We start from the raw sequence: 14,176 nt of genomic DNA on the forward strand, positions 1-14,176 counted from the left end.
ATAGTTTTTTATTATGACACAAAAGAAAACAACAGATTTTAAAAAATATATTAAATGGTTTTGGTTGCTAATTCTAGGTGGGTTTGCAGCAGTATTACTATTGTTTTTAATTGCTTCTTGGGGTGGTTTAGGAAAATTACCAACGTTTGAAGAATTAGAAAATCCAGAAAATAATTTAGCAACAGAAATTATTTCTTCAGATGGTAAAACATTGGGTAAATATGCTACAGAAAATAGAACACCTATTAAGTTTAAGGATTTACCAGATAATTTAATAAAAGCTTTAGTAGCAACAGAAGATGAACGTTTTTTTGAGCATTCTGGTATCGATTTTAAAGGAACTGCAAGAGCTATCTTAAAACCAGGAAGTGGTGGTGCTAGTACAATAACACAGCAACTAGCTAAAATGTTATTTACTGGTAGAGCTTCTAGAAATATTTTTTTAAGAGTTGGTCAAAAGGTGAAAGAATGGGTGGTTGCTATAAAATTAGAAAGACAATATACCAAAAATGAAATTCTTACCATGTACTTAAATAAGTACGATTTTATAAACCAAGCAGTTGGTATTCGTTCTGCAGCGCGTATTTATTTTGGTAAAGAACCTAAAGAATTAGAGATACAAGAATCTGCAATGTTGGTAGGGATGTTAAAAAATGCATCACTATTTAACCCTTTAAGAAGAGCCGAACGAGTAAAAAATCGTAGAGATGTTGTGTTAAAACAAATGAATCGTAGCGAGTTTCTGTCTGAACAAGAAAAAGATTCTTTACAGGCATTGGCTTTAGGTTTAGATATTCATAAAGAAGGACACAGTGATGGTTCTGCAACTTATTTTAGAACATATTTGCAAAAATATTTAAGAAAATGGGTGGAAGAAAATCCAAAACCAAACGGAGAAGAATATAATATTTTTAGAGATGGTTTAAAGATTTATGTAACGATAGATTCTAGAATGCAAAAATATGCAGAAGAAGCTATTGAAGAACACATGTCTAATTTACAATCTTATTTTTTTACAGAGCAGAAAAGAAATAAAACAGCTCCTTTTTATGACATAGATGAATCTGAAATTAATAGAATTTTAGAAAGAGCTAAGAAAAATTCTGACAGATATAAAAGATTAAAAATTGCAGGAAAATCTACAAAATATATCGATGAAGTTTTTAAAACCAAAACGGAAATGAGTGTTTTTTCTTGGAAAGGTGATATTGATACCATTATGTCTCCAATAGATTCTTTAAGATATTACAAATACTTTTTACGTTCTGGCTTGTTGTCTATAGAGCCACAATCTGGTCATATTAAAGCTTGGGTAGGTGGTATTAATAACAAACATTTTAAATATGATGCAGTTGCGCAACAGAAAAGACAAGTAGGTTCTACCTTTAAGCCATTTGTATATGCTGCTGCAATTAATCAATTAAAATTATCTCCTTGTGATGAGTTTCCAAACATACCTTATACAATTCCAAAAGGAAAATATGGAATACCTAAAGCTTGGACTCCAGAAAATGCAAGTAGAAAGTATGGTGGTATGCTAAGTTTAAAAGATGGTTTAGCAGGTTCTGTAAATACAATGTCTGTAAGATTAATAGATATGGTTGGTCCAGAGAATGTAGTGCGTTTAGCAAAATCTGCTGGTATAGAGAGTGATATTCCTGCAAATCCTTCTATTGCATTAGGTGCCGTAGATTTATCATTATTAGAAATGGTAAGTGCATATGCTACTTTTGCAAATCAAGGTTTACGTGTTGCTCCAATGATTTTAACAAGAATTGAAGATAAAAACGGAACTGTTTTAGAAGAATTCACACCAGAAACAAAAGAAGTTTTAAGCGAAGAATCTGCTTATGTTGTGTTAGATTTATTAAAGGGAGTTACCCAATCTGGTTCTGGTGTTCGTTTACGTTTACCTTGGAAAAAAGCAGATTACGTTACAGGGCATCCTTATAAATTTACAAACCCAATTGCAGGTAAAACAGGTACCACTCAAAATCAATCTGATGGGTGGTTTATGGGGATTGTACCTAATTTAGCAACAGGTGTTTGGACTGGTGGAGAAGATAGAGCAACTCATTTTGCTGGTATTGCAAAAGGACAAGGAGCTACAATGGCTTTACCTTCTTGGGCGTTATATATGCAAAAAGTATATGCGGATGAAACGTTAAATGTGAGTAAGAAAGATTTTGAAAAACCAGATAATTTATCAATCAATATTAATTGTAATGATACATCTGATGATAACGATGCTCCTATAGAAGAAGATACCGATTTTTAGTCTAAAAAGAATCTCCTAATATTTAGGAGATTTTTGTTTCAATAAATTCTTTATTTTGCATTAAATTTATTTTTTAGTAAATTACAAGAATGTCGCTTCGCGTTTAGTCGGGAAGTTCTAAAACACGAACAATTATGATCAATAAAGAAGTAAACAACGTAGAAGATGCTTTAAAAGGTGTTAAAAATGGAATGACTTTTATGTTGGGTGGTTTTGGTTTATGTGGAATTCCAGAAAATGCAATTGCTCAATTGGTAAAACTAGATGTTAGAGATGTTACTTGTATTTCTAACAATGCAGGTGTAGATGATTTTGGTTTAGGATTATTGCTTCAAAATAAACAAATCAAAAAAATGATTTCTTCATATGTAGGAGAAAATGAAGAGTTTGAACGTCAAATGTTATCTGGAGAATTAGAAGTAGAGTTAACTCCGCAAGGAACGTTAGCAGAAAAATGTAGAGCTGCACAAGCTGGTTTCCCAGCATTTTATACGCCTGCAGGTTACGGAACAGAAGTTGCAGAAGGAAAAGAAACCAGAGAGTTTGATGGTAAAATGTATGTTTTAGAACCTGCTTTTAAGGCTGATTTTGCCTTTGTTAAAGCTTGGAAAGGAGATGCTGCTGGAAACTTAATTTTTAAAGGAACTTCTAGAAATTTTAATCCGAATATGTGCGGCGCCGCAACAATTACTGTGGCTGAAGTAGAAGAAATAGTTGAAGTTGGTGAATTAGACCCCAACAATATTCATATTCCCGGAATATTTGTACAACGTATTTTTCAAGGTAAAGATTACGAGAAAAGAATAGAACAAAGAACGGTGCGTAATCGCGAATAATTATTCGTTTGTTATTCCTGCCTAGACAGGGATTGATACTGTATTAATTTGAAATTAATTAGAGAGTTTTGTTTTTACAAGAATCACATTAGATCGAATTAATACATTTTCTAATTACCAAATTTATTAATTTTCAAATTAGTACTATGTTAGACAAAATAGGAATTGCAAAGCGAATCGCTCAAGAAGTTCAAAACGGATTTTATGTAAACTTAGGTATTGGTATTCCAACCTTGGTTGCTAATTACGTACGTGAAGATATTGAGGTTGAATTTCAAAGTGAAAATGGTGTTCTAGGCATGGGCCCTTTTCCTTTTGATGGTGAAGAAGATGCAGATATTATAAATGCTGGTAAACAAACGATAACGACGATGCCTGGAGCAAGTTTTTTCGATTCTTCAATGAGTTTTGCTATGATTCGTGGTAAACATGTAGATTTAACTATTTTGGGAGCCATGGAAGTTGCTGAAAATGGTGATATTGCCAATTGGAAAATTCCAGGTAAAATGGTAAAAGGAATGGGAGGTGCAATGGATTTAGTTGCATCTGCAGAAAATATTATTGTTGCCATGATGCACACCAATAAACGTGGTGAATCTAAAGTTTTAAAGAAATGTTCTTTGCCTTTAACGGGAGTTGGTTGTGTAACAAAAATAGTAACAAACTTAGCATTTTTAGAAGTAAGAGACAACGTGTTTCATTTGTTAGAAAGAGCTCCTGGCGTTTCTGTAGAAGATATTAAGAATGCAACAGAAGGAACCTTAATTGTAAATGGAGAAATACCAGAAATGAAGTTTTAATATGAAGTTATTTAAAAAAACATATTGGTTAATTTATCCCATTCTAATTGTGTTGTTTATGTTGATTTTTGATCAATTTTATACCTCGGATAATTTCCCTTTAAAAGCGGCAATTAGTGCTGTTTTAGCATTTATCATATCGCCAAGAAAAAAAATAATTCTAACCCAAACAGGAAAGAAAAAGCAAATTACTTGGATCTTTTTAAAGAATCCAATAGTGCTAGAGCAATAAATTAAAAATAAGAGTGTTTTCCTTTATCAGGAAATTAAAAAGCATACATGAAGATAATATCATACAACGTAAACGGCATTAGAGCCGCATTAAAAAAAGGATTTTTAGATTGGTTAGAAGCCGCAAATCCAGATGTAATTTGCATACAAGAAACCAAAGCACATAAAGAACAATTAGATCTTACCGATTTTGAAAATGCAGGTTATCCGTATCATTATTGGTTTTCTGCACAGAAAAAAGGATACTCTTCTGTAGCCATTTTTTGTAAAGAAAAACCAAACCATATTGAGTATGGAACCGGAATTGAATCTATGGATTTTGAAGGTAGAAATTTGCGAGTAGACTTTGATGGTGTTTCTGTAATGAGCTTGTATTTGCCTTCTGGAACAAATTCTGAAAGATTAGACTTTAAGTTTAAATACATGGATGAATTTCAAGAATACATCAATAATTTAAAACTCGAAATTCCGAATTTAGTAATCTGTGGAGATTATAACATTTGTCATGAAGAAATTGATATTCACAATCCGAAAATGAAAAACGTTTCCGGCTTTTTGCCAGAAGAAAGAACATGGATTGGTGAATTTATTAAGAGCGGATTTATAGATAGTTTTCGTTTTTTAAATCAAGAAAAACAAGAATATTCTTGGTGGAGTTACAGAGCAAATTCTAGAGCAAATAATAAAGGTTGGCGCTTAGATTATGCGATGGTTTCAGAACCTCTAAAAGAAAAAATTTCTAGAGCATATATTTTGCCAGAAGCAAAACATTCAGACCATTGTCCAATAGCTGTAGAACTTGATATTTAAAATAAAACATGAAGAAACTAATTATATTCCTCCTATTAACTAGTCCTATTTTTTCACAAGTAAAAAAAGATACTTTATTTATAACCAAAGACACCTTACAAAAACCTATTAGAAAAAGTTTTTTTTCTGATGCAGATTTAAATGCAATTGATAGCTTATTGGTCGATGAAAAATTTAATTCGGCATTGGTAGATTCGTTAAGTTACGTAATAAATGATATAGATATTATAGGAAACACAAGCACTGTTTTAACAACAGATTTGTTAAAATCACGTCTTACTGCTTTAAATAATAAAACGCCTTTTAATTTAGCATTTAATCCTTCTTTAGAACAGGTAATTAATAGTTACTTGTTACACCGTAAAAGATACTATCCTGCTTTAATGGCAAAAGCAAAATACTATTTTCCAATGTTTGAGCAATATCTAGATCAATATGATATTCCTTTAGAAATGAAATATTTGGCTATTGTAGAATCTGCTTTAAGACCAAAAATTAAGTCTGGAGCTGGTGCAACAGGTTTGTGGCAATTTATGTATGGTACGGGAGTAGAGTTCGATTTAAAAGTGAGTTCTTATGTAGATGAGCGCCAAGATCCTGTAAAAGCAACCATTGCTGCTTGTAAATATTTAAGTCAGTTATTTACTGTTTTTGGAGATTGGGATTTAGCTTTAGCGGCCTACAATTCTGGACCTGGAAATGTAAGAAAAGCAATAAAACGTTCTGGTGGGTATACAAATTATTGGAATATAAGACCTTATTTACCAAGAGAAACGGCAAGTTATGTACCTGCTTTTTATGCAACTATGTATATTTTTGAATATGCAAATGAACATAATATTTATTCTGAGCTTCCTCAGTTTTTTGATTTTCAGACAGATACAATTCATGTTAAAAGAACCATTAGTTTCGATCAAATTTCAGAGAAGATTGCCATTGATGAAGATGTTTTGTCTGAGCTAAACCCGTCTTATAAATTAGATATTATTCCGTTTGTAAAAGACAAAAATTATGCTTTAATATTACCAAGTAGCAAGGTTATTGAGTTTTTAGATAAGGAAAAAGAAATTTATGCTTTGGCAGATACAGATGATGCGCAAAGAGAAAAGCCTTTACCTAAGTATTTTGAAATGGATCAACGTATACGTTACAGAGTAAAAAATGGAGATTTCTTGGGTAAAATAGCAAATAAATTTGGGGTTCGTGTAAGTGATCTTAAACGTTGGAATAGTTTAAAGACAAGCCGATTAAAAATAGGGCAAAGATTGTCTGTTTATCCAAAGAAAATAGGAAGGTAAATACTGTTTAAAGAAAGAAAAAAGTAATAAAAACTCCCCTAAAAGATACCTAATAGACCTGCTTTAAAGTATTTCTAAAAACATTTTTAATTTTCTTTGAAATACTCTAAAAGTGGAACAGTATTTGGTGTATTAAACTTTTAAATGTTAGAACCAACCTTACAACATAAAAAATAACTAAACTCATGAAAAAAATATTTACACTACTAGTAATTGCAGTTTTATTAACCTCATGTGATGATGGAAAGGATAAAATTACTTTACGATCATCGGTTGGTAAAGTAAACAAAGTAATGGTAGTTACCAAGGCTAGTGATTGGGCTGGTGATATTGGTAAAGAAATAAGAAATTCTTTTGGAGAATTAATGGTTGGTTTACCGCAGCCAGAATCTCTTTTATCTGTATCTCAAGTTGCTCCAAACGGATTTAAAACAATGATGCAAGTTGGTAGAAATATTATGGTTATTGGTGTTGCAGATGAAGAAAAATACTTTATAAGAAAAAATGTATATGCACAACCACAAACTATTGTTTATGTGTATGCCAAAGACAGAGAAAGTGTAGTAAAACTCTTTAAAAAACATCATAAAGAGATTATTAAAACTTTTATTGAATCTGATGTAAACATGCTTCAAAATTTGTTTGCAAAAAATAAATTAGATGATTCTCAATTTAAAACACTACAAAATTTAGGGGTTTCATTAACCATTAATAATAAATTTAATACCGTAGATGATACGGGAGATTTTTTATGGTTGCGTCAACATTTATCAAGCGGAATTGCAAAAACCGGAAGTAATAATATTTTAGTGTATGCTGTTCCTTTAGTAGATGAAGCACAAGTTTCTGATAGTATTGTAGCTGTTAGAAATAGAATTGGAAAAAAATACATACCTGGTTCAGATCCAGAAACCATGCACATGATTACCGAGTTAGCATATACTCCTTTTACTTTTGATGCAGTTATAGATGGTAAAAAAGCGTATGAAACTCGTGGAAAGTGGGAAGTGAAAAACGATTTTATGGCAGGACCATTTTTAAATTACACGGTGGTAGATAAAAAGAACAACCGATTAATTGTTTTTGAAGGATTTACTTATGCGCCTTCTGTAAATAAAAGAGCTTTTTTGTTTGAATTAGAGGCTATTGCAAAATCTATGAAGATTAAATAAAAAGGAACTTATATAAAAAAAACCGAAAGCATTTGCTTTCGGTTTTTTTATGCTTAAAAATATTATTTAGTAACCAATTTTGGCTCTCACTCTTTTTAGAACACCGTTAGCAACAACAGTTGCTTTTTCTGCTCCAATTTTTAAAGCCTCATCAAGTTCATGCTTATTTTCCATATAATGATTGTAACGATCTCTTATTGGAGAAAACTGCTCAAGAATCAATTCATATAAAGCTTGTTTTGCATGTCCATACCCATAACCTCCACCTTCGTAGTTTGCTCTCATTTCTGCAATTTGAGTATCTGAAGCTAGTAATTTATACAATGCAAAAACATTATCTGTATCTGGGTTTTTTGAATCTTCTAAGCCTAAACTATCTGTTTTAATAGCCATTATTTGTTTTCTTAACTTTTTGTCTGGTAAGAAAATATTGATAATGTTATTTCTAGATTTACTCATTTTTTCACCATCAATTCCAGGAACTAACTTTGTTCCTTCTTGAATTTCCGCCTTTGGCGGAACCAATGTTTCCCCAACAATATTATTAAACCTATTGGCAACATCTCGTGTCATTTCTAAATGTTGTAATTGATCTTTACCAACAGGTACAATCTCTGCATCATACAATAAAATATCTGCAGCCATTAACATTGGGTAGGTAAATAAACCGGCATTAACATCACCTAATCTATCTGCTTTATCTTTAAACCCATGTGCTAATGTTAATCTTTGATACGGAAAAAAACAGCTTAAATACCAAGTCAATTCTGTTGTCTGTGGTATATCACTTTGTCTGTAAAATATTGTTTTGTTAATGTCTAATCCACAAGCAAGCCAAGTAGCAGCAACACTATATGTGTTTTCTCTTAATTCTTTTCCATCTTTAATCTGGGTTAAAGAATGCATATCTGCAATAAATATAAAAGATTCATTTCCTGGACTATTTGCCATTTTTATTGCTGGTAAAATAGCTCCTAATAAATTTCCTAAATGTGGAGTTCCTGTGCTTTGTACACCTGTTAAAATTCTAGACATTACGTTGTTTTTATCTTTTTTTTTGATGGAGAAATTCTAATTCTCTCTGTAACTACAAAAATAAGGTTTTGTTTAAGAAAACCTATCAAACAAAAGAATATTAGTATTTTTGTTTCTTAGTAGCATTAAGAATAGTAACTTTATTCTTTTAAGTAATTACTAATTTAAATAATCAAGCAATTTTTTTTGATTTTATGAAATACCTTAAAATCCCTTTTCTTTTAATTTGGCGTTTGTGGTTTTATCTTTTAATGATTGTAACTATTTTAGTGATGTCTCCGCTTTTACTAGTATTTACTTTTAAAGAGTCGCATTATCCTATTTTTTGGAGAATTGCTAGAATTTTATCTAAAGTGTTAATTTACGGAATGGGTTTTCGTTTAAATACGCAATTTGATGAAGAACTAGAGCCGAATAAAAGTTATATGTTTTGCCCAAATCATACTTCTTTAATGGATCCTTTTGTATTGATTGCCATCAGTAAAAACCCTATTGTATTTGTTGGTAAACAAGAGTTGGTTAAAATACCAGTTTTTGGTTTTTTCTATAAACGAGTTGTTATTATGGTAGATAGAAACAATCCAGAAAGTAGAAGAAGAGTTTTTAGCATGGCTAAAAAAAGATTGCAAAATGGTGTAAGTATGGCTATTTTTCCTGAAGGATTAGTGCCAGAAGAAGATGTAATTTTAGCACCATTTAAAAAAGGAGCTTTTAGTTTAGCTATTGAGTATGAGATACCTATTGTGCCGCAAGTTTATTTTGATTGTAAACGTTTATTTTCTTGGGATATTTTTAAAGGAGGTATGGGTGTTTTTAGAGTACACCAACATAAATTTATTTCTACAAAAGGCCTGTCTACTAAAGATATAGATCAATTAAAAGACAAAACATTTGATATTATTTACAATGATTTGGCAAATGACAAAAAGTATATGAAAGATACAAATAGCACAAAATGAGTGTAAAAATAAATCCAGGATATTCAGAGACAGAAGAACGCTTAAATGTTTGGTCTCATGGTTTAGGCTTGCTTGCAAGTATTATTGTTTTTCCTTTTTTAATAGTAAAAGCAACTAACTATGTTAACTTTTGGAACATTACTAGTTTTGTAATTTATGGGTTGAGTTTAATTGTTTTATATGCTGCTTCTACATTTTATCATGCAGCGAAAAATCCGAAGAAAAGAAGACGATTAAATATTTTTGATCACGCAGCTATTTACGTTTTAATTGCTGGGAGTTATACGCCTTTTTGCTTAGTAGCTTTAAATTCTGATTTAGGTTGGTGGATGTTTATTGCCGTTTGGCTTTTTGCCTTAACAGGCATCATTTTAAAACTATTTTTTACAGGAAGGTTCGATAAGATTTCTACAGCAATGTATCTTTTAATGGGTTGGCAAATGATGTTTTTTGTAAAACCTTTAATGGAAGCATTAACAAGTTTTAGTTTAAATTTATTAATTGCAGGAGGTGTATTTTATACGGTTGGAGCCATTTTATATTCTATCAAAAAACTACCTTACAATCATGCTATTTTTCACGTATTTGTTTTATTAGGTAGCATCAGTCACTTTCTTGCCATTTATTATTTGTAGATATTTTATTCCCAATCTTTAAAAGGATGTTTACTAATACTAGAATTATAGTATTTTACATCTCCAGTAACTTCTTTGCCTAACCAACTTGGTTTTGTAAAAGTTTCAGTTTCTGAGTTTAATTCTACTTCTGCAACCGTTAAACCCTGGTTATCTCCATAAAATTCATCAACTTCAAAAGTATGATTACCTACTTTAACTAAATATCTTGTTTTATCTATAATACTTGGTTCGCATAATAAAAGTAAACTTTCAGCTTCCGTTTTGTCAATTTCTTTTTCCCATTCAAAACGGGTTGTTCCTGTTGCATTAGATTTTCCTTTAATAGTCATAAAAGCTTTTTCATCAGCAATTCTAACTCTTACAGTTCTATTTTTATCAGAATTTAAATACCCTTGTTTAATGCTTTTCTGCGCGTAACTATTACTTTTAAAATCGTTGTTTTTTACTAAAAATTTTCTTTCTATTTCTACGCTCATAAAATCTTTTCATTTTTGTACTAATGTAAGGTGTTTTATCGTTATTGTAACAATAAATAAATATCTTTGAGAATCAAAATTTAATAATGAAAAAACTATTATTACTATATACATTGCTATTTTCAGTACTTTTTTCTGCGCAAACAGATTATAGTGCTTCTTGGGAAGACTTTTATTCTTACAACAATGTAAAAGATTTTGTAAAAGTAGATGATGTAATTTATGCTTTATCAGACAATGCTGTTTTTACGTATAATGTGGTTACAAAAGAGATTGAAAAATTGTCTTCCGTACAAGGTTTGTCTGGAGAAAATACAAGCTCTATTCATTATAATAGTGATTTTAAAAGGCTTGTAATTGGGTATGAGAACGGATTGGTAGAGGTTGTAGATGAGGATGGTATCATAACTATTTCATCAGATATTGTTAGTTTTAATCAATCTGGAGAGAAAAGCATCAACGATATTACAGCGTATAATGGCAAATTGTATTTGTCTACCCCATTTGCTATTGTAGTGTATGATATTGATCGATTAGAGTTTGGAGACACCTATTTTATTGGTGCAGGATCTAGTGCTATAAGAATTAATGCAACTACTATTTTAAATAATGTTATTTATGCAGCTACCGAAAACGGAATTTATACGGCAGATATAAACAATACATCTTTAATAGATTTTAATAATTGGAAACAGCAATTTAACGGCAATAGTTTTAAGAGATTAGTAACGTTTAATAATAGCATATTTGCGATATCTGAAACGAAAATCTATGAAATAGATGGAATGAATTTAAATGAAATAAGAGATTTTTCTCAATCTATTACTTCTATTAAAAGCTCAGCCTCTTTTTTGGCGGTTACGCTAAGTAAAAACTCCGTAATTTTTGATACATCTTTAAATACTGTTTTTCAATTTAGCACGATACCAGGTTTCAATTTTACCTTAAACAATTCCTTTTTTGAAAATGAGACCATTTTTTTAGCAACCAAAGAATATGGTATTTTACAAAAGAATAAAAATAGCATAGATTATATTGAAATCCATCCAGAAGGTCCTGTAGAAAATGATATTTTTTCTATTGCAGCGAATAATAACAATGTTTGGGTTGTTTATGGAGGTTATACAGATACTTACGGACCTATTGGTAATAGAATAGGCATTGTTAGTCATTTTAACGATGAAGAGGTTGATGGAGCAAAATGGAAAAATATAAATTTAAATTCAGCAGCTCCATTTACAGATTTAAATCATGTAACTATAGATCCAAATACAGAAAATAAAGTCTATGTAAGTTCTTTTGGTGATACGAATATAACTTCTATTAATAATAAGAATGCAACAGGAGGTTTATTAGTGTTAGAAAATGACGAGATAAAAACATTTTATAATCATAATAATAGTACTTTAGAAGATATTGAACCAGGAGATCCAGTAAGAGTAACGGTAAGAGTTAGTGCTTCTGTCTTCGATTCTCAAGGAAATTTATGGGTTACAAATGTTTTAGTAGATAATGAGTTACACAAACTTTCTGCAAGTGGCAATTGGACTAGTTTTGATATGAGATCTGTAGAAACTGATGCTAGTAGGGCAGGTTTAAGTGAAATTGCTATAGATAAAAATAACAGTCTTTGGTATGGCTCAAGAGCAAATGGAGTCTATGTTTTTAATGAAAATGGAAATAGAAAAAAAGCTTTGATTGCTACACCAAATTTAGGAAACCTTCCGGATGCAAATGTAGAGTCTGTGGCTGTGGATGGTAGCAATAGAGTTTGGATTGGTACGAGATCTGGTTTGGTAATGTATAGTAATGCATCAGGTGTTTTTGATGATGCCACACCAAATGCAAATGCAGTAGTTATCAACGGAAACGAGGAGGGTTTTGGAGAAAGGCTTTTGGGAGATCAAAGGGTTAATAGCATTGTGGTAGATGGCGCAGATAATAAATGGTTTGGTACAGATAATGGAGGTGTAATTTATACCAATCCAAACGGACAAACTACTTTAGCCAATTTTAGCATGCAAAATTCGCCATTACCATCTAATAAAATTGTAAAAATAGCGGTAGATGATAGTACAGGGAAAGTTTATTTTGCAACCAATAGAGGTCTTGTAGTTTACAATAGTAAAGTGGCGCCTTTTGGCGATGTTATTCCAGCTATTTATGCTTACCCAAACCCTGCGCTAAAAAATCATGAAACGATTACTATTGATGGTAGAAACGGTACACATTTACCAAAAGGAACCAATGTAAAAATAATTGATGTTGCTGGTAACTTGGTGCATGAAACGAATGTAGTAGAAGGGCAGGAGTTACAAGGAGGAAAAGTGGTTTGGAATAAAAAAAATCTTGCAGGTAATGCTGTAGCTTCTGGTATTTATATTGTGTTACTTTCTAATGAGGATGCAACAGAAACAGCGGTTACTAAAATTGCAATTGTAAATTAAAATGGCTGTTGTAACTACTAAAGCAATTGTTTTAAGTTCTCTAAAATTTGGAGACTCTAGCTTAATTGTAAAATGCTTTACAGAAGAAGAAGGTGTAAAATCTTATTTAATTAGAGGTATTTTAAAAGCTAAAAAAGGAGGTATAAAGGCCGCTTATTTTCAGCCTTTAACACAATTAACAATTGTTGCAAGCCATAACAATAAAGGGACTTTAAATTCTATTAAAGAGGTTCAGGTTTCATATCCTTACCAAACTATTTATAGAGACATTGTTAAACAATCTGTAGTTTTATTTTTATCTGAAGTGCTCTCTTATGCTATAAAAGAAGAAGAAAAAAATGAAGGCCTTTACGAGTATTTAGAATCGGGACTTATTTGGTTAGATTTACATGATAAAATTGCCAATTTTCACTTATTGTTTTTACTAAATTTAACCCGTTTTTTAGGTTTTTATCCAGATTTATCTGATGAAGACAAATATGGTTTTGATTTAGGTGAAGGCATGTTTTCTGATTTAATCTCTCAAAAAAACATTATTTCAGGCAACTATTATTACCAGTTTAAAAAATTGTTAGGCATAACTTTTGACGAAATAGAAAATGTATCTTTTAGCAAACAAGAGAGACAGATTGTTTTAAAAATTATAATTCACTATTTCGAATTGCATTTAGATGGATTTCGAAAGCCAAAATCATTACAAATTTTAGAAACCGTTTTTAGTTGATACATCAAAAATACCGACTGTAAAAGACTTAAGACCGCTTTGCTAAAAGACGCAAGAAACAAGACTTTGGCTATTGATTGTTTTTTAGTTTGAAAAAAAATTTAATTTTTCTTCTTTTTACCTTCTTCAGTAAAATTATCGTTTAATGCTCTTTCTGTTTTTATAACACTAACTAAAATAGATAATAGCACTAAAACCATTGGTTGCCAAGTTAATTCTATAGTAGCAAAGTTTACAAGAGCTAAAGCACCTAAAAAAGAAATACCAGAGTAAATTAAAAAACTTTTATTAAAATTAGCATTTGCAAAATCCCATATTTCTTGATTTAGCATTGCTTTTGGTGTTTTGTAGCCATAAATTCCATTTACTTTTTTGGGAGGGAATTTCCAAAAAAGAATACTGATTAAAAATAATAAACCGTTTGTGGTAAGTATATATATGAAAGTTTCACTCATAATTCTATTTTTTTAAT

The 14,176-nt window shown here is 30.8% G+C and carries 14 protein-coding genes; 11 read left to right on the forward strand and 3 right to left on the reverse strand.

All coding sequences use genetic code 11. From position 1 onward, the window contains the following. The first annotated feature begins 13 nt into the window (after positions 1–13). The 7 genes from KV700_RS12280 (at position 14) to KV700_RS12310 (ending at position 7,425) form a co-directional block, all read left to right on the forward strand. Positions 14–2,278 (forward strand): penicillin-binding protein 1A, encoded by a 2,265-nt coding sequence (locus tag KV700_RS12280; protein ID WP_166383527.1) that lies wholly within the window; start codon positions 14–16, stop codon positions 2,276–2,278. 134 nt (positions 2,279–2,412) lie between these two features. Then, the gene (locus KV700_RS12285) at positions 2,413–3,114 is read left to right on the forward strand and encodes a CoA transferase subunit A (protein WP_218598051.1); all 702 of its coding nucleotides are present in this window, start codon (positions 2,413–2,415) and stop codon (positions 3,112–3,114) included. Between the two features lie 146 nt (positions 3,115–3,260). Beyond that, a complete protein-coding gene (locus KV700_RS12290; RefSeq protein ID WP_218598052.1) occupies positions 3,261–3,914 on the forward strand; it encodes a 3-oxoacid CoA-transferase subunit B in 654 nt (217 codons plus the stop codon). Position 3,915: 1 nt separating this feature from the next. Further along, positions 3,916–4,146 (forward strand): hypothetical protein, encoded by a 231-nt coding sequence (locus KV700_RS12295; RefSeq protein WP_166383521.1) that lies wholly within the window; start codon positions 3,916–3,918, stop codon positions 4,144–4,146. 47 nt (positions 4,147–4,193) lie between these two features. Then, positions 4,194–4,955: an exodeoxyribonuclease III gene (locus tag KV700_RS12300; RefSeq protein WP_166383519.1), complete on the forward strand. Its 762-nt coding sequence runs from the start codon at positions 4,194–4,196 to the stop codon at positions 4,953–4,955. Positions 4,956–4,963: 8 nt separating this feature from the next. Then, positions 4,964–6,253: a lytic transglycosylase domain-containing protein gene (locus tag KV700_RS12305; RefSeq protein ID WP_166383517.1), complete on the forward strand. Its 1,290-nt coding sequence runs from the start codon at positions 4,964–4,966 to the stop codon at positions 6,251–6,253. A gap of 185 nt (positions 6,254–6,438) precedes the next feature. Next, on the forward strand, positions 6,439–7,425 hold the full coding sequence (locus KV700_RS12310) for a DUF4837 family protein (RefSeq protein ID WP_218598053.1): 987 nt from the start codon (positions 6,439–6,441) through the stop codon (positions 7,423–7,425). 66 nt (positions 7,426–7,491) lie between these two features. Here the strand turns inward: KV700_RS12310 and trpS are convergent, their stop codons facing one another. Further along, positions 7,492–8,460, reverse strand: a complete 969-nt coding sequence (gene trpS / locus KV700_RS12315; RefSeq protein WP_166383513.1) for a tryptophan--tRNA ligase — start codon at positions 8,458–8,460, stop codon at positions 7,492–7,494. Positions 8,461–8,654: 194 nt separating this feature from the next. Between trpS and KV700_RS12320 the strand changes: the two genes are divergently transcribed. Then, positions 8,655–9,419: a 1-acyl-sn-glycerol-3-phosphate acyltransferase gene (locus tag KV700_RS12320; RefSeq protein ID WP_218598054.1), complete on the forward strand. Its 765-nt coding sequence runs from the start codon at positions 8,655–8,657 to the stop codon at positions 9,417–9,419. Further along, complete coding sequence (locus tag KV700_RS12325) at positions 9,416–10,054, forward strand: hemolysin III family protein (RefSeq protein ID WP_218598055.1); 639 nt, start codon at positions 9,416–9,418, stop codon at positions 10,052–10,054. Before KV700_RS12320 ends, KV700_RS12325 begins: the two co-directional genes overlap by 4 nt. A gap of 5 nt (positions 10,055–10,059) precedes the next feature. Here the strand turns inward: KV700_RS12325 and KV700_RS12330 are convergent, their stop codons facing one another. Further along, on the reverse strand, positions 10,060–10,533 hold the full coding sequence (locus tag KV700_RS12330) for a CYTH domain-containing protein (RefSeq protein ID WP_166383507.1): 474 nt from the start codon (positions 10,531–10,533) through the stop codon (positions 10,060–10,062). Positions 10,534–10,619: 86 nt separating this feature from the next. Here KV700_RS12330 and KV700_RS12335 point away from each other — a divergent pair, with 86 nt between their 5' ends. After that, entirely contained in the window at positions 10,620–12,980 is a 2,361-nt protein-coding gene (locus KV700_RS12335) for a hypothetical protein (protein ID WP_218598056.1), read from the forward strand. Position 12,981: 1 nt separating this feature from the next. Continuing rightward, positions 12,982–13,704: a DNA repair protein RecO gene (recO, locus tag KV700_RS12340; protein ID WP_166383502.1), complete on the forward strand. Its 723-nt coding sequence runs from the start codon at positions 12,982–12,984 to the stop codon at positions 13,702–13,704. A 101-nt stretch (positions 13,705–13,805) separates the two neighbouring features. On the opposite strand, the gene KV700_RS12345 is transcribed toward recO, so the two are convergent. Next, positions 13,806–14,159: an SdpI family protein gene (locus KV700_RS12345; protein ID WP_166383500.1), complete on the reverse strand. Its 354-nt coding sequence runs from the start codon at positions 14,157–14,159 to the stop codon at positions 13,806–13,808. Positions 14,160–14,176 lie beyond the last annotated feature (17 nt).

The sequence above is a fragment of the Polaribacter sp. NJDZ03 genome, assembly GCF_019263805.1.
In the GTDB taxonomy this organism is placed as follows: Bacteria; Bacteroidota; Bacteroidia; order Flavobacteriales; family Flavobacteriaceae; genus Polaribacter.

Coding starts and splice junctions, on each gene's coding strand:
- KV700_RS12280 (WP_166383527.1), top strand. CDS start 14: ATGACACAAAAGAAAACAACAGATTTTAAAAAATATATTAAATGGTTT.
- KV700_RS12285 (WP_218598051.1), top strand. CDS start 2,413: ATGATCAATAAAGAAGTAAACAACGTAGAAGATGCTTTAAAAGGTGTT.
- KV700_RS12290 (WP_218598052.1), top strand. CDS start 3,261: ATGTTAGACAAAATAGGAATTGCAAAGCGAATCGCTCAAGAAGTTCAA.
- KV700_RS12295 (WP_166383521.1), top strand. CDS start 3,916: ATGAAGTTATTTAAAAAAACATATTGGTTAATTTATCCCATTCTAATT.
- KV700_RS12300 (WP_166383519.1), top strand. CDS start 4,194: ATGAAGATAATATCATACAACGTAAACGGCATTAGAGCCGCATTAAAA.
- KV700_RS12305 (WP_166383517.1), top strand. CDS start 4,964: ATGAAGAAACTAATTATATTCCTCCTATTAACTAGTCCTATTTTTTCA.
- KV700_RS12310 (WP_218598053.1), top strand. CDS start 6,439: ATGAAAAAAATATTTACACTACTAGTAATTGCAGTTTTATTAACCTCA.
- trpS (WP_166383513.1), bottom strand. CDS start 8,460: ATGTCTAGAATTTTAACAGGTGTACAAAGCACAGGAACTCCACATTTA.
- KV700_RS12320 (WP_218598054.1), top strand. CDS start 8,655: ATGAAATACCTTAAAATCCCTTTTCTTTTAATTTGGCGTTTGTGGTTT.
- KV700_RS12325 (WP_218598055.1), top strand. CDS start 9,416: ATGAGTGTAAAAATAAATCCAGGATATTCAGAGACAGAAGAACGCTTA.
- KV700_RS12330 (WP_166383507.1), bottom strand. CDS start 10,533: ATGAGCGTAGAAATAGAAAGAAAATTTTTAGTAAAAAACAACGATTTT.
- KV700_RS12335 (WP_218598056.1), top strand. CDS start 10,620: ATGAAAAAACTATTATTACTATATACATTGCTATTTTCAGTACTTTTT.
- recO (WP_166383502.1), top strand. CDS start 12,982: ATGGCTGTTGTAACTACTAAAGCAATTGTTTTAAGTTCTCTAAAATTT.
- KV700_RS12345 (WP_166383500.1), bottom strand. CDS start 14,159: ATGAGTGAAACTTTCATATATATACTTACCACAAACGGTTTATTATTT.